The sequence below is a fragment of the Paucilactobacillus salsurae genome, assembly GCF_054784995.1.
Genome location: NZ_BAAHWX010000001.1, coordinates 68,349 through 83,833 on the forward strand (window position 1 = coordinate 68,349; position 15,485 = coordinate 83,833).

The 15,485-nt window shown below is 39.0% G+C and carries 17 protein-coding genes; 12 read left to right on the forward strand and 5 right to left on the reverse strand.

Going from position 1 to position 15,485, the window contains the following annotated elements; translation table 11 throughout:
* Positions 1 to 51: 51 nt before the first annotated feature.
* The 11 genes from ACYVQZ_RS00370 (at position 52) to glpK (ending at position 8,901) form a co-directional block, all read left to right on the forward strand.
* Positions 52 to 1,260 (forward strand): NAD(P) transhydrogenase subunit alpha, encoded by a 1,209-nt coding sequence (locus ACYVQZ_RS00370; protein ID WP_461239417.1) that lies wholly within the window; start codon positions 52 to 54, stop codon positions 1,258 to 1,260.
* A gap of 1 nt (position 1,261) precedes the next feature.
* Positions 1,262 to 1,576, forward strand: coding sequence for an NAD(P) transhydrogenase subunit alpha part 2 (locus tag ACYVQZ_RS00375; protein ID WP_461239418.1), 315 nt, complete (start codon positions 1,262 to 1,264; stop codon positions 1,574 to 1,576).
* Positions 1,576 to 2,991: an NAD(P)(+) transhydrogenase (Re/Si-specific) subunit beta gene (locus tag ACYVQZ_RS00380; protein ID WP_461239419.1), complete on the forward strand. Its 1,416-nt coding sequence runs from the start codon at positions 1,576 to 1,578 to the stop codon at positions 2,989 to 2,991. The genes ACYVQZ_RS00375 and ACYVQZ_RS00380 overlap by 1 nt, the downstream gene beginning before the upstream one ends.
* 346 nt (positions 2,992 to 3,337) lie before the next feature.
* Entirely contained in the window at positions 3,338 to 3,613 is a 276-nt protein-coding gene (rpsP, locus tag ACYVQZ_RS00385; RefSeq protein ID WP_461239420.1) for a 30S ribosomal protein S16, read from the forward strand.
* Between the two features lie 12 nt (positions 3,614 to 3,625).
* A complete protein-coding gene (locus ACYVQZ_RS00390; RefSeq protein WP_461239421.1) occupies positions 3,626 to 3,901 on the forward strand; it encodes a KH domain-containing protein in 276 nt (91 codons plus the stop codon).
* Positions 3,902 to 3,940: 39 nt separating this feature from the next.
* Positions 3,941 to 4,447 (forward strand): ribosome maturation factor RimM, encoded by a 507-nt coding sequence (rimM, locus tag ACYVQZ_RS00395; protein WP_461239422.1) that lies wholly within the window; start codon positions 3,941 to 3,943, stop codon positions 4,445 to 4,447.
* A 2-nt stretch (positions 4,448 to 4,449) separates the two neighbouring features.
* On the forward strand, positions 4,450 to 5,211 hold the full coding sequence (trmD, locus tag ACYVQZ_RS00400) for a tRNA (guanosine(37)-N1)-methyltransferase TrmD (RefSeq protein WP_461239423.1): 762 nt from the start codon (positions 4,450 to 4,452) through the stop codon (positions 5,209 to 5,211).
* A gap of 108 nt (positions 5,212 to 5,319) precedes the next feature.
* Positions 5,320 to 5,670 carry a 50S ribosomal protein L19 gene (rplS, locus tag ACYVQZ_RS00405; RefSeq protein ID WP_461239424.1) on the forward strand — a complete coding sequence of 117 codons (351 nt, stop codon included), beginning with the start codon at positions 5,320 to 5,322 and terminating at the stop codon, positions 5,668 to 5,670.
* A 128-nt stretch (positions 5,671 to 5,798) separates the two neighbouring features.
* Positions 5,799 to 5,984: a 2-hydroxymuconate tautomerase gene (locus ACYVQZ_RS00410; RefSeq protein WP_461239425.1), complete on the forward strand. Its 186-nt coding sequence runs from the start codon at positions 5,799 to 5,801 to the stop codon at positions 5,982 to 5,984.
* Between the two features lie 68 nt (positions 5,985 to 6,052).
* A complete protein-coding gene (gene lysA / locus ACYVQZ_RS00415) occupies positions 6,053 to 7,363 on the forward strand; it encodes a diaminopimelate decarboxylase (RefSeq protein WP_461239426.1) in 1,311 nt (436 codons plus the stop codon).
* 29 nt (positions 7,364 to 7,392) lie between these two features.
* Positions 7,393 to 8,901 (forward strand): glycerol kinase GlpK, encoded by a 1,509-nt coding sequence (gene glpK / locus ACYVQZ_RS00420; protein ID WP_461239427.1) that lies wholly within the window; start codon positions 7,393 to 7,395, stop codon positions 8,899 to 8,901.
* Between the two features lie 58 nt (positions 8,902 to 8,959).
* On the opposite strand, the gene ACYVQZ_RS00425 is transcribed toward glpK, so the two are convergent.
* Entirely contained in the window at positions 8,960 to 9,772 is an 813-nt protein-coding gene (locus tag ACYVQZ_RS00425) for a Cof-type HAD-IIB family hydrolase (RefSeq protein WP_461239428.1), read from the reverse strand.
* Between the two features lie 150 nt (positions 9,773 to 9,922).
* Between ACYVQZ_RS00425 and ACYVQZ_RS00430 the strand changes: the two genes are divergently transcribed.
* Positions 9,923 to 11,287, forward strand: coding sequence for an RsmB/NOP family class I SAM-dependent RNA methyltransferase (locus ACYVQZ_RS00430; protein ID WP_461239429.1), 1,365 nt, complete (start codon positions 9,923 to 9,925; stop codon positions 11,285 to 11,287).
* 45 nt (positions 11,288 to 11,332) lie between these two features.
* Here ACYVQZ_RS00430 and fni read toward each other — a convergent pair whose 3' ends face one another.
* Genes fni through mvk form a run of 4 tightly spaced genes read right to left on the reverse strand, consistent with a single transcriptional unit; the run spans position 11,333 to position 15,420 of the window.
* Positions 11,333 to 12,370: a type 2 isopentenyl-diphosphate Delta-isomerase gene (fni, locus tag ACYVQZ_RS00435; protein ID WP_461239430.1), complete on the reverse strand. Its 1,038-nt coding sequence runs from the start codon at positions 12,368 to 12,370 to the stop codon at positions 11,333 to 11,335.
* A 12-nt stretch (positions 12,371 to 12,382) separates the two neighbouring features.
* Positions 12,383 to 13,468 carry a phosphomevalonate kinase gene (locus ACYVQZ_RS00440; protein ID WP_461239431.1) on the reverse strand — a complete coding sequence of 362 codons (1,086 nt, stop codon included), beginning with the start codon at positions 13,466 to 13,468 and terminating at the stop codon, positions 12,383 to 12,385.
* A 28-nt stretch (positions 13,469 to 13,496) separates the two neighbouring features.
* Complete coding sequence (gene mvaD, locus ACYVQZ_RS00445) at positions 13,497 to 14,477, reverse strand: diphosphomevalonate decarboxylase (RefSeq protein WP_461239432.1); 981 nt, start codon at positions 14,475 to 14,477, stop codon at positions 13,497 to 13,499.
* Positions 14,470 to 15,420, reverse strand: a complete 951-nt coding sequence (gene mvk / locus ACYVQZ_RS00450) for a mevalonate kinase (protein ID WP_461239713.1) — start codon at positions 15,418 to 15,420, stop codon at positions 14,470 to 14,472. The genes mvaD and mvk overlap by 8 nt, the downstream gene beginning before the upstream one ends.
* Positions 15,421 to 15,485 lie beyond the last annotated feature (65 nt).

Here is a 15,485-nt window from a genome sequence, read left to right on the forward strand (position 1 = left end):
AATAAGATGAAGATAGATTGTGAAGTAAAATACAAATAGGAGGTTGTGAGAATGAGTGTTGTCATTTCAGCTTTAAAAGAAGTTGCGGCACATGAAAAAAGAGTCGCGATTGATCCTGATGTTACGAAACGCTTGGTCAAAAATAATGTTCAGGTTCTAATCGAAAAAGATGCCGGACAAGCTTCTTTTTACGCAGATCAAATGTATGTTGATGCCGGCGCTAAAATTGTCAGCCGTGCAGAGGCTATTGAACAAGCTAATATTGTTGCGGTAGTTAATAATCCGGGTTCAGAAACCTTGAAACAATTTAAATCAGGTCAAGTTCTGATTGGGCTTTTAAATGCATTGATCGATCCGGATCAAATGAAATTACTTGCTGACAAAAAAGTAAGCGCTTTATCGTTTGAGTTATTACCACGAACAATTAGTCGTGCGCAAACAATGGATGTTTTGAGTTCACAGGCCAGTGTGGCGGGTTATAAAGCTGCACTAGTTGCCAGTGATCTCTATCCTAAATATTTTCCAATGATGATTACAGCTGCTGGAACGGTTAAGCCGGCGAAAGTGTTAGTTTTAGGAACGGGAGTGGCCGGACTGCAAGCAATTGGGACTGCCAAGCGGTTAGGTGCAGTGGTTTCTGGCTATGATGTTCGTCCTGCTTCCAAAGGTGAAGTCGAATCTTTGGGTGCCACATTCTTAACAAGTACAGTAGCAAATGGTGCTGGTAGTGGTGGTTATGCCCGTGAATTAAGCGCGGAGGAACAACAAGCGCAACAAGACGAGTTAGCTGGATTCATTGCCCAAAATGATGTCGTCATTACGACAGCACAAGTGCCAGGACACAAGCCGCCATTGTTGGTGACGCAAGCCAGCGTTGATGCAGCTAAACCAGGAACTGTGTTTATTGATTTGGCAGCTAGTGAGCTTGGTGGTAATGTTGCCGCCAGTCAGCCTTTTGAAACTGTGACGACAGATAATCATGTAATGATCATCGGAGCAGCCAATTTAGCCAGTGAAGTTCCAAATTCTGCGTCTCAATTATTTGCTAAGAACGTTCAAGCTATTGTTAATTACATTATTAACGAAGATACCATTAAAATTGATCTACAAGATGATGTTTTAAAGGAATTGGTTGCCACACATGATGGAGAAATTATTAATCCTAGATTACGTAAAACTTTAGGATTACCGGAGCTAGCATCACCAGTGGATGAAGCTACCGAAGAAACTTCAGACGAAACTTCAAAGGAGGAGAGCTAAGATGAGCCAGGAATTATATACTAATATTGCCATTTTTGTCCTCAGTATCCTGGTTGGATTTGAAGTAATTAGTAAAATCCCAGCTACTTTGCATACACCCATGATGTCAGGAGCAAATGCGATTCATGGTGTTGTCGTTGTCGGGACCATTTTGATTGCGCTAGAAGCCCAGTCACCGCTGTTCTATGTGATTGCCTTTTTCGCAGCTGTATTGGCAGCCGTCAACGTTGCAGGTGGTTACGTGGTTACTGATCGAATGTTGGAAATGTTTTCTAAACCGAAAAAGGAAAACACTGACAAAGGAGGTGACAAATAATGTCACCATTATTAACGATTGTTTCGTTAGCTTATTTAATTAGTGCTGCTTGTTACGTGATTGGCTTGCATATGATGCGTGTTCCAAAAACAGCGCGTAATGGGAATCGTTTGTCATCAGTCGGAATGTTTTTAGCTGTGATTATGACCTTTATTGTGGCATTAGAAAAAAACAAGGCGACAATGACGGGGTGGATTGTTTTGATTGTCGGGCTAACCATTGGAATTAGCTATGGAGTAGTCAAAGCGCGCACGGTTAAAATGACAGATATGCCTCAATTAGTTAGTTTATTTAATGCTGTGGGTGGTGGTGCAGCCGCCGCTATTGGTATGTATGATTATCTAAATGTTCCGGTAAATACTAGTTTAGGATTTGCCTTTTCATTTCCGGTTGTTTTAGATTTAATCATTGGTGGTGTGACCTTCTCAGGTTCACTAATTGCAACAGGTAAATTAGCTGGTAAAGTATCAGGAAAACCAATCACATTTCCGGGAGCTAAATTACTCAACGGGTTAGTTGTGATTGTTATTATTGCATCAATTGTCCTAACAATTGGCTTTAAAACTAATCCATGGACACTTGTATTAACCTTAGTTGCTAGTTTAGTTTTTGGTATTTTAATGACCATTCCAATTGGTGGTGCCGATATGCCAGTGGTGGTTTCTCTATTGAATGCCTTTACCGGATTAGCTGTTGCGATGGCCGGCTTTGTTATTGATAATCAGGTATTAATTATTGCTGGTGCGTTAGTTGGTGCTGCCGGAACAATTTTGACACTTCAAATGGCTGCTGCAATGAACCGTTCTGTTGCAAATATCATTGCTGGAGGTTTTGGGACTGGTGATACAGCAACCAGTGCGGCTGATGATGTACCTGTCAACGTTAAGGAAACTAGTGCTGATGATATTGGTGTTCAATTAGCGTACGCACATAACGTGATGATTGTGCCGGGATATGGACTAGCAGCCGCTCAGGCTCAACATGAAGTTGCGGAGCTTGCCAAATTATTAATTGATAATGATATTAATGTTAACTATGCAATTCATCCAGTGGCTGGCCGTATGCCTGGACACATGAATGTGTTACTTGCTGAAGTTAATGTGCCTTATGATGAAATGAAACAGTTGGAAGAAGCTAACTCTATGTTTGAAAATACTGATGTTTCATTAGTTATTGGGGCAAACGATGTGACTAACCCTGCTGCCAGAAAACAAGGAACTGCCATTACAGGAATGCCGATTCTTGATGTTGATAAATCTAAATCAATTGTTGTCATTAAGCGTTCTATGAGTACTGGTTATGCGGGAATTCAAAATGAACTGTTTTCCGATGATAAAACAAGTATGTTCTTTGCTGACGCGAAGAAAGGGTTGCAAGATATTATTGCAGCTACTAAAGAGTACTTGGATCAATGATGAAATAAGTTCTGTTAACGTCCTGTGAATTACGGGGCGTTTTTTTTGTAACCAATTTTTAAGTAGAATGAAAATGTTTTTTGTAATCAGAGGTTAGTAAAAAATATTTTTTTTGATACAATACATGTTTTATTGCTGAAACGTGCTCCGAAAGCCAGCTCATTCCGGTTAACAAAATAATGATCAAATCCCAAGACCAGAGATTTAATCATTATTTCGTTAATCCTCGTGAGCTACCCGGCTTTCTCCGCACTCTGTTTTTGGTGTCAAGAAAAAATACTTTACAATCCTTTCAAAGACTGTTATATTATTACCTGTTAATAATTATCCGGGAGGTGTCTTAATTATGTCAGTTAAAATTCGTTTAAAGCGCATGGGTTCAAAGAAGCGTCCATTCTACCGTATTGTTGTTGCAGACTCACGTTCACCACGTGATGGCCGTTTCATCGAAATGGTTGGAACATACAATCCATTAGTTAACCCAGCTGAAGTTAAGCTTGAAGAAGGAACCATTATGCAATGGTTGAACAACGGTGCACAACCATCAGACACTGTTCGTAACATTCTTTCAAATGCTGGGCTTATGCAAAAGTTTCATGAAGCCAAACTAGCTAAAAAATAATGGTAATTAATTATGACGAATCAAGATATTGAAACATTAATTAGAGTGATTGTACAACCAATCGTGTCACATCCAGAAGCTGTTGAAGTGGAGATGACCGAAGACGAACGGATTATTCAGTACGTCTTGAAGGTTCATGCAGATGACGTTGGTGCCATTATTGGTCGCCATGGACATGTTGCTGCAGCTATTCGAACAATTGTGTACAGTATTAATCGAGCTGATGACAGCAAGAAAATTCGTCTTGTTATTGATGATCATAAAACACACGAAACTCCCACAAGTTGATATTGCGGGAGTTTTGTTTTCTAGTTAGGAGAAAAAATAATGACATATTACAACGTCGGAAAAATTGTCAATACGCATGGTATTCGTGGCGAAGTTCGCGTGATGGCCACCACTGACTTCCCAGAAGATCGGTTTCAAGTGGGTAATACCTTATATATTTCACAAACAAATCAACAACCAGTATCTGTCAAAATCAAAACTGTTCGTCAGCACAAACAATTCATTTTGCTTACCTTTGATGGCATGTTAGACATTAATCAAGTTGAGCCTTTTAAAAATTGTGAACTGATGATAACACAAGATCAACAACAAGATTTGGAAGAGGGTCAATATTATTACCGTGAAATTATTGGACTGGACGTTGAAACAATTGATGGTGAAAAACTAGGTGTAATTAAAGAAATCCTATCGCCAGGAGCTAATGATGTATGGGTCGTCAAACGTGCAGGACAAGAAGACCTCTTATTGCCTGTTATTGACCAAGTGATTAAAGAAGTGCAATTAGACCAACATAAGGTCATTGTTGAGTTAATGGAAGGAATGTAGCCATGAAAATTGATATTTTAAGTCTATTTCCGGATATGTTTCAATCAACACTAAGTGAGTCTATCTTGGGCAAAGCACGAGAGAAAAATCTTATTGATGTCAGTGTGACGGACTTTAGAGAGTACACCACAGACAAACAACGACATGTAGACGATGCACCATATGGCGGTGGTGCAGGAATGTTATTACAAGCACAACCAATTATGGACGCACTTGATGCCACCCAAAAGCAAAGTGAACAATATGGTTCTGGTCGGGTGATTTTATTAGATCCCGCGGGTCAAAAATTTGACCAAAAATTAGCGACCGAATTGTCTCAAGAAAAACATTTAACGTTTATTTGCGGTCATTATGAAGGTTATGATGAGCGCATTAGAAGTGTCATTACAGATGAAATATCATTAGGTGATTTTGTATTAACAGGTGGCGAATTAGGCGCAATGGTTGTCATTGATGCTACAGTTCGTCTAATTCCTGGAGTGCTGGGTAATCAAGAATCAGCACCTGGAGACTCGTTTTCGAATGGATTACTGGAATTTCCACAATACACACGTCCAGCTGAGTTTCGGGGGATGAAGGTTCCGGATGTCTTGTTAAGTGGCGATCATCAAAAAATCGCAACGTGGCGGCAAAAAGAGTCTCTCAAGCGAACATTGCAACGTCGACCTGATTTACTGAAAAAAATGACATTGTCGAGTGAACAGAAACATTTGCTGTCCGATATTCATCTTGAACTAGAAGAACAAAATAATAACGCAAATTAACTTTACTTTGGTGTTCATAGTATGATAACATTTACCTTGGCTGTAAAAGCCATAGAAACGATATTCCGCTGTTTGGTAAATATGAATGTCGGCGAAAGGATGAAAAACATGCGTCAGAATTCATTAATCGAAAAGATTACCGCTGATCAAATTCGTGACGATGTCCCTGATTTCCGTGCTGGAGATACAGTTCGTGTTCATGCACGAATCGTTGAAGGTTCACGTGAACGTGTTCAATTATTTGAAGGCGTTGTTATCAAGCGACATGGTTTCGGCATTAGCGAAACTTATACAGTTCGTAAGATGAGTAATGGTGTGGGTGTTGAAAGAACATTCCCATTACATTCACCACGAGTTGATAAAATTGATGTTGTACGTAGTGGACGTGTTCGTCGTGCTAAGTTGTATTACTTACGTGATCGTCATGGTAAAGCCGCTCGTATTCAAGAACGTCGTTAATTATCACATAAAGAGGATTGCCTACATGGTAGTCCTTTTTATTTTGTCAAATTTAGTAACAAAACAAGTTTGGCAATTAGAGCGTTTTCAAGTATAATAATGACAAGATTAAAAACGAGGTGAAGATTATGCCATTAGTACACATTGATTTAGTTGCTGGAAGAACACAAGAACAGTTAAATGCACTTGTTAAAGATGTTACTGAAGCAATCTCAAAAGATGTTAATGTACCCGCTGAACGTGTACATATCGTCTTAAATGAAATGCAACCTAACCGCTACAGTGTCGGCGGTACCATGAATAGTGAAAAATAATGACATTGCCAAAACAGTGTTTCTACACTGTTTTTTATTTGAATAAAGTGAGTGGGGAGTAAGGAAAATTGACACAAATCAAGTCATCAGATATTAATTCAAAAGGCCATTTACTAATTGATGGCGTAGATTCCACAGAACTAGTTGAAAACTTTCATACACCAATTGTGGCTTACAATGTCAGTCAAATTCGTGAACAGATTCATCATTTTAAAACAGTTTTTGAAAAAGCTGGTGTTAATTATCAAATTAGTTACGCCAGCAAAGCATTCGCAACTGTTGCAATGTACCAGTTAATTAAGCAAGAAGATATTCATTGCGATGTTGTCTCTGGTGGCGAAATGTATACCGCTTATGCAGCTGGGTTCCCATTGGAAAATGCTTCTTTTCACGGAAATAACAAGTCTGATGAAGAATTAATGTTTGCACTTCAACATCATATTGGCTGCATTATTATTGATAATTTTTATGAACTAGAACGTTTAGAGCAATTAACAGCTCAATTGAATCAAGATGTAGACGTTCAATTACGTATTACCCCGGGCATTTCCGCTCATACTCACCAATATGATATGACTGGACAAGAAGATTCTAAGTTTGGATTTGATTTGAAGAGTGGCCAGGCAGAAAAAGCACTGGCACAAACAATCGCATCATCACACCTAAAGCTAATGGGAATTCATTGCCACATTGGTTCACAAATCTTTGCTGTTGAAGGATTTGTCATGGCAGCAAAAAAAATGATGGATCTAATTGTTGAATGGATGAAGAAATACGACTGTGAAATTCCGATAGTTAACCTTGGCGGAGGTTTTGGTATTCGATATACTGAAGATGAGCATCCGCTTGCACCAGAAACCTTTGTAGAGGCAATTATTGATGAAATTAAGAAGGTAGCTGCAGAGGCTCAAATTAATGTTCCTGAAATCTGGATTGAACCGGGACGTTCAGTTGTAGGTAATGCAGGGACATCGCTTTATACTATTGGTGCTAAAAAAGAAATACCAGGCGTTCGAACATATTTATCTGTCGATGGCGGTATGGGGGACAACATTCGTCCTGCCCTTTATCAAGCCAAATACGAAGCAGTTTTGGCCAATAAAATGAATGCTCCCCTCGAGCAAACAGTCACAGTTGCGGGGAAGTATTGTGAGTCTGGCGATATTTTAATTGAACAACAAAAATTACCAAAGACCGTCCCTGGTGATATTTTGGCAATTCTTGATTGTGGTGCCTATGGTTATTCAATGGCAAGTAACTATAATCGAAACGGTCGACCTGCAGTTGTTTTTTGTGAAAAGGGACAATTCCAATTAGTTGTTAAACCTGAGAGTTGGCAAGATATGATAAGTCATGATTTGCCATTAGAGAAGAATTGATTGAATCAATTTTGAGAGGATGAAACAAATTGACTGATCAACAATATATAATGTCTATCGATCAAGGTACGACGAGTTCTCGTGCCATTATTTTTGACCACGACGGGAAAGAGGTCGCAAAGGCGCAACAGGAGTTTCCACAATATTTTCCTGAACCAGGATGGGTGGAACATGATGCACTAGAAATTTGGGACAGTGTTCAATCTGTTATTTCAGATGTGATGATTAAATCGCAAATTAAACCCTATAAAATTGCTGGAATTGGCATTACCAATCAGCGAGAAACCACTATTATCTGGGATCGTCACACAGGCAAACCAATTTATCATGCGGTTGTTTGGCAGTCTAAGCAAACTAGTGATATCGCCGACCGCTTAAAAAATGCAGGCTATAAAGATATGATTCACGATAAAACTGGTTTGGTCATCGACTCATATTTCTCGGCCACTAAAATCATGTGGATTTTGGAACATGTTGAAGGGGCTCGGGAAAAGGCTAAAAGTGGTGATCTTCTCTTTGGTACGATTGATTGCTGGCTATTATGGAATTTAACCGGTGGTAAAGTACACGCTACTGATATGACTAATGCGAGCCGAACAATGCTCTATAACATCCATAAATTGGATTGGGATCAAGATATCTTGGATCTTTTAGATATTCCACGTCAAATGTTACCTGAAGTTAAAACATCTTCTGAAATTTTTGGATATACTGGTGACTATCATTTCTTTGGGGTTCAAATTCCAATTGCCGGAATTGCTGGTGACCAACAAGCCGCTTTATTTGGTCAAACAGCTTTTAAAAAGGGTATGGTGAAAAATACCTATGGAACCGGTGCTTTTATTGTGATGAACACGGGTGAACAACCGACTTTATCAGATAATGGCTTGCTTACTACAATTGCGTATGCAGTCGATGGTAAAGTCAATTACGCACTGGAAGGGAGTATTTTTGTCGCTGGCTCAGCTATTCAATGGTTGCGAGATGGCCTTAAAATGGTGGTTCACGCGCCTGATTCAGAGCAAGCAGCTGTAGAGGCTAAAACAACTAATGGCGTCTATGTTGTCCCTTCATTTACCGGATTAGGTGCACCTTACTGGGATCAAGAAGCGCGCGGAGCAATGTTTGGCTTAACTCGAGGAACAACTAAGAATCAAATCATTCGGGCCACTTTGGAATCAATTGCGTTTCAAGCAAGAGATGTGGTTGATACCATGGTTTCGGATACAGATATCCATTTGGAAGCATTAGCAGTTGATGGTGGTGCTTCGAGAAATAACTTCTTAATGCAATTTCAAGCCGATATCTTACAAACTCCAATTTTACGTGCTCAAATTGAAGAAACAACAGCTCTGGGAGCCACTTTCTTGGCTGGACTAGCAGTTGGCTTCTGGCAAGACCAAAATGAACTTCTTGCTTTAAGTGGAGCAGGAAAGAGATTTGATCCGCAAATGGAAAAAAATAAAAGCGAAACAATCTATACCGGTTGGAAAAAAGCAATCAAAGCTGCGCAAGCTTTTAGTAGCGAACATGAATAATAAAAAAAGATTGTCACCAAGTAAGTTGGCAGACAATCCTTTTTTATTTTGGTGGAGATTATTGAGCTAATTTAAGATATTCACTAAGATAAATTGCAAGACCATCTTGATCATTATCTAAGGGTGTCACATCATTAGCAACATCTTTAATACTTGGAATTGCATTTTGCATTGCTACACCTTGACCCGCATACGCAATCATTTCCGCATCATTATCTTCATCACCAAAAGCAATGATATTTTGTCGATCGATATGATATGTTTTAGCTAAGTATTCCACGCCACGTGCCTTTTGAATACCTTTAGCAACGACTTCTAAAACATCATTGGGACCGCCCCAGATTCTAACATCCACAAAATCACCGTATTTTGCAAGAATCTGTTTTACTAGCTTATCTTTTTTGTCTTTTTGGTACTGAACGGTTAATGCAGTAGGATTAGAGGTCAGATTTTGGGCATTTAAAATTTCATTTGATTTCAATGATACTGGGAAAAAATCTGCCAAGATATGACTACCTTGGTTAGCCCACAGATGATTTTTATTTTCCGCGGTAATTGTGCTTACCCCTAATTTCTGACGATTGCTTAATAAATCCAGTGCAATTTCTTTTTGAATTGTTTTTTGATATTCATTCTGCCATTCTTGATGGGGAATGTGTCCGAGTGCACCATTAAAATTGACCATTGGTGTTTGCAAACCAATTTCGTCATAAATTTCGGCGGAAATACGATACGGTCTTCCGGTTACGATACTAACAATATGGCCTTCTTGGGCTGCTGCACGCAACGTTGCAACTGTCTTATCTGACAATTGTGAGTTATTATTTAAAGTGGTACCATCCAGGTCAATAGCAATTAAATGCTGATTCATCTAAGTCACTTCCTAATCGATTATTACACCAAACTAACATAGCATAAGTAATGGCAAATAACTAGCATATCTTAATTTTAAATGAGGTATTTGCTGTATACAACTATATTAAATGTACTATGCAAGAACTTATTATTAAGGAGATTAACTTTGGAATTACCGATTGAATTTAAAAATAAATACCGTCAACTACTAAATGAAGAATTTTCGGCATTTATTGACACATTTGAAGAACCAAGTACCACTGGATATCGACTAAATCCTTTAAAAAAAGATGAAGTAATTGATCGAAACTATTTGGCAAATGAACGTGTTTCGTATGCTCAAAATGGTTATTTTGGTAATGTGAATGGCAAAGAGATCGATCATGTTAGTGGTTATGTCTATAGTCAGGAACCTTCTGCAATGTATGTTGGTGAGGTCGTCGACGCTCAACCTGGTGAATATGTACTTGATTTATGTGCAGCACCCGGTGGAAAAAGTACGCATATTGCCGCTCAAATGGCCGGTCAAGGTGTGCTCGTTAGTAATGAAATATTTAAAAAGAGAGCAGATATCTTAGCATCAAACATCGAAAGATGGGGTGTAAAAAATTCAATTATCACAAATGAATCACCTGAAAAATTAGAAAAAAAGTGGTCTGCAACGTTTGATCGTATTTTAGTTGATGCCCCCTGTTCCGGCGAGGGAATGTTCCGTAAAGATCCTGAATCAGTGAAGTATTGGACTCCTGATTACAGCTCACAATGTGCAAATCGCCAAAGAAATATTCTTAACTCGGCTGTTAAAATGCTTAAGCCAGGCGGCACACTTATTTATTCAACCTGTACTTTTGCACCCGAAGAAGATGAACAGATCGTCAAATGGTTGCTGGATACACATCCGAATTTCGAATTACAACCCATAAAAAAATATCCTGGAATGGATGACGGTCGTCCAAAGTGGGCCAAAGAAGATGAGAGAGTAAGCCAAACAGTGCGAATGTTCCCACACCATATCAAAGGAGAGGGCCATTTTATTGCTAAGTTTAAAAAATCTGCAGATGCAGATATGACCATTTCAAAATTTAGAAAACATCGCGAAAAGCAGCAAAATAACTTGTCCAAAGAAGAATCAAAACTTTTGAACGAATTCATCGAACAAACACATTTGAAAATGGATAATTCGCGACTAATCAGCAATGGAGATCATCTTTACATGACAACTGATATTCAAGAAAAAGTTAAGTTAAACGGGTTAAAGGTTATTACACCTGGACTGCTCCTGGGAACTTTTAAAAAAAATCGTTTTGAACCGTCTTATACATTTGCTTTAGCATTGAATAATCACCAGATTAGATCATTAGCCATTTCACTATCGCAGTGGCGACAATATGTTCATGGGGAGACAGTGATGATAGATGAATCACTGTCAAATGGTTGGTATCTAGTTACTTGTAATCAGCATAGTGTTGGTTTTGGTAAATTGGTTAACCACACAGTCAAAAACTTTTTTCCAAAAGGTCTTAGATTTTGAAAAAGCATCTCAATTCTGTGCTTCAAGCACAGGTTGAGATGCTTTTTAAATTAATCCGCGTTGGCTAAGATAGTTATTAAGTTCTGAATCAGCGACAAAAGGTACTTTGTGGAGCTCGTTAAAATTATGACATCCGTTTAGAACCAATAATGCTTTAATCTCAGTTTGCCAATTTTTGATATAGTGTAGGAGACCATCACTACCATGTTCAATAAGTTCATGTAAAAACTGACCAGCAATTCCAACTGCTTGCGCCCCAAGAATTCCTGCTTTGATGACATCTAACGCAGAAATAACTCCGCCAGAAGCAGCAACATGAAGTTGATCTTGGAAGGGACGAGTTTCAAATAGTGATTCGACACTGGTCTGGCCTAATGTGGCAAAGTCATCAAAATTATTTTCATGATTTCTGCGATTTTCAATATGAACAAAATTAGTGCCACCGCGACCACTCACATTAATGTACTGCACGCCTAAGTCAATAAGTTGTTTAATGGTCTTTTGTTCCATTCCGAAGCCAACTTCTTTAACAATGACAGGAACAGGTAGTTGGCTGACGAGTTCACTGATATTATGTAACCAATAAAATGAGCGTTGACCCTCTGGCATGACTAATTCTTGGATCGTATTAACGTGGATTTCAATTGCATTCGCATCTAGCATTTCAATCGCGTATTTTGCTTGATCCACAGTTGCATTTGCACTGAGATTGGCAAAAACAATGCCGTTTGGATTGTTTTTTCTTAACACTGAAAATGTTTCACGAACAGCAGGATCTTTGATGGCAATGCTTTGAGAGCCACTGGCAATTGGTAAGTTTAATTTTGCTGCAATCGTGGCCAATTGTGCATTAACTTCACCAGTTTTTGAGCTACCACCAGTCATGGCTTCAATATAAAAAGGTGAGGGTAGCGATAGCTCCCCAAATGAAGTCGCCAAAGAAACATCGTCAATACCCAATTCAGGTAAACTCTGATGAATAATTCTGATTTGATCAAAAGAATCGAATTGATGATCAACATCATAATATTTTTGTGCTAATGACAAATGTTCATCTTTACGATGTGAATGAATTGACGACATTTTGGACCTCGCTTATTGTGTGATTTCATCTCTAATTGCATGGACAGCTAAATTCAAACGTTCAATTTTTTCTTTTTCCCAGTTATTAATTAACGAACTGAGATCAATTGAGTTATCGATGGCAACAATACCACAATCGCCACCGCCGGCACCTGAGGATTTCGCTGCGCCACCAAACTCTTCAGCCACCTGACATAATCTTTTTAACAGTGGTGTTTCAATAGTAACTCCTGAGAAACCAGTCAATTTTTGTAGCAATCGACGATTATAGCGAATTCCTGTTTGAATAGCGTCAAGGCTTCCTTCGTGGAAACCATCAATCATTTTTTGAATACATTTTTTACTATCAGCTAAGAAAGTTTGATAATCTGCCTGTTCTTTAGCCTTGGCAAGCGTAATTTTATCAACAAGAGTTGAAGTTGAAGCAGGGGATCCTGTCCAGCCAATTAAAAGTTGCAAGTTACTAGGTGGCGTCAGAATTTCAATCTGTAAATTGGGCCAATCTAAGTCAACCAGTGTTGCTAAATCAGTTGTTTTACGTTGAACAGCTAGCCACTGACGATCAAACGAGTGATATGCAATCCAACCGCCATAGACGGAAGCAGCAATGTCTCCTAATGATCCGTTTCCTTGGACATCAAAATGAGCAATGGCAGCCAATTTAAATAATTTGTTTTTATCAACAGGTAAATCGTAAAATTTACAAAGGGCCTTCACTGTTGCCACAGTGACAGCAGCAGAAGATCCTAAACCAAATTTTTTGCCATCTTCACTATCTAAATCACTGTCAATCTTAAGATGATAAACACTTAAACTACGACCTAAACTGCGGGCGTAGCCTTCGGTCGTTTTAATTGCTGATAAAATGTAATGAAATGGATTATCACGATTATCAAAAATCATTTCATCGCCAAGGCGACGCCAATAAATTGAATTTTCATTATATTGTCGTGACACAATACTTCCAAAATCACGACTTTCTTGAACGCTGCACGTTATAAATTGATTTAAGGCGACAATAATTGCCGGATATCCATTTTCAACGACAGCATATTCGCCAGCAATATACAGTTTGCCGGGGGCTTTTACGGTAATCAATCAATCATGTCCTTTCGTAACATGAAATTTATTTTAAAAATTTTATTCCAGGTCCTGGATGTGCCACCACAATATTGTCACTGCCAAACTGGTTGGCTAAATGGTGATATAGTTGTGATCGGTCTTTTTGATCATAAATGACCTTAACATTTGGACCTGCATCCAAAGTATAATAGCAGTTTAACCCTTGTGAACGCAAGTCATCAATTAAATTCATCGCATCCAATGTTTCTGAGGTAAAATACATAAAATTCGGTTGCGCAGAAAGCGTTAGCGCGTGCATCCGCATCGCATTTGTTTGAGCAATTTTACCAATTAAATTTATATCTTTCTTTACAATTGCTTGTTGCATTGCAACCATATCGTGACTGACTACCTTAGTCCATGCTGAATAATAAGGAGAAGTTTCCACAACAGTTTGCATCCCCGCACGGCTAGAGATTTTTTTGGGCTTGGTTTCAATCATGATGGCCATCATTTCCAAACCAAAATCGACGTTTTCCTGAATGGGAACGGCGTAAGAAGTCTCATCATCATAGCCTTTTTGCCATTTTGCTAAACCACCATAAATTGAGCGAGTTGCTGACCCAGATCCGCGCCTAGCTAGACGAGATAGACTAATTGCATCAGTTGGTAATCCAGCAGCTTTACTGGCGGCACCCGCTAAAGCGGCGTAGGCGGAGGCGGAAGAGGCAAGACCAGCTGAGATTGGAACATGATTAGTCGAAAGAACTAAAGCAAAACTATTAACTTTTGCTTTAGTTCGAACTAAATCCATAAAATTTTGCAGCTTTTCATAGCCTGGACCCACAACTTGTTTTTTATCAATCATAAAAACGTCTTGGGTTAACGTGTCACTAAATTGAACACTGGTGGTCGTATAAAATTCATCGAGGGTCAGGGAAAGACTATCCGTGTAGGGTATGATTAACTCTGAATTTTTTTTACCCCAATATTTAACGAGCGCAATGTTTGTATGCGCCTGTGCAGTTATCTTTGCACTATTCATCTACTTTTCCTCCCAAAGGTTCTATCCAGGTTTGTGTTGCCCCGGCATCTAATAATTGCTGACTTAATTGTTGTGCAACTGATTCATTATTAACTAACGCAATCATACAGCCGCCAATTCCGCCACCAGTCAATTTGGCGCCCCAAGCACCGTTTGCTCGCGCCACTTTAATAAGATGTTCAAGTTGTGGATGACTAACAGACAGCGAAGAGAGTTGCGCCTGGGCTTCATCCATAATATGACCAAGAGCAAGCGCATCGTTTTCCTTTAAAGCTGTAGCAGCATTTTTCGTCAAGGTTCCAAGTTGCCTGATTTTTTTCTGAGTGTCTGCCGGAAATTCAGCAGCTTGATCAGCGACACGCGTCACAGCCGTTGCAGTTTGCCCGAGGATACCCGTATCGGCAATCACTAATGTAGCAGACAAGTTCATTGCAATTGAGTGCCCAATTTCACCGCGCGTAAACCAAATGGGTTCACTGGAACTAGTTGTAGCTGCATCAAGGCCGCTTGGATTTGTATGTGTTAGTTTTTCTTCAACGTTTGCAAAAGACAATAATTGAGTTTTACTTAATGATCGTTGGTAGTAATCAAAAAAGGCTCTGATGATGGCAATTGCACTTGCTGCAGAAGATCCCATTCCGCGTTCTGCAGGGAGCATACTTTTAATCACTAACTGCCACTGATCTGTTTCACCGTTAAAATAAGTAATTAATTGGCGCAGTAACAAGCGAATACCATTCATTTCATTAGGTAAATTTTGAATTGGCCCACGGTAATAGGTACTATCAATTGTTTGTCCATTTGAAGAACTTTTTGTGAGCGTCGCAGTCAATTTTATATTTGAAATTGGTAATGCAATTGCAGGTTGGCCATATACCACACTATGTTCGCCAATTAAAATAATTTTGGCATGACTATTTCCAACGCCAATTTGTTTCAAAATTAGACCCTACTTTCTATATTCAATCATTAATAATGATACCCTAATTTAGGTTTTGAAAAAAGAAT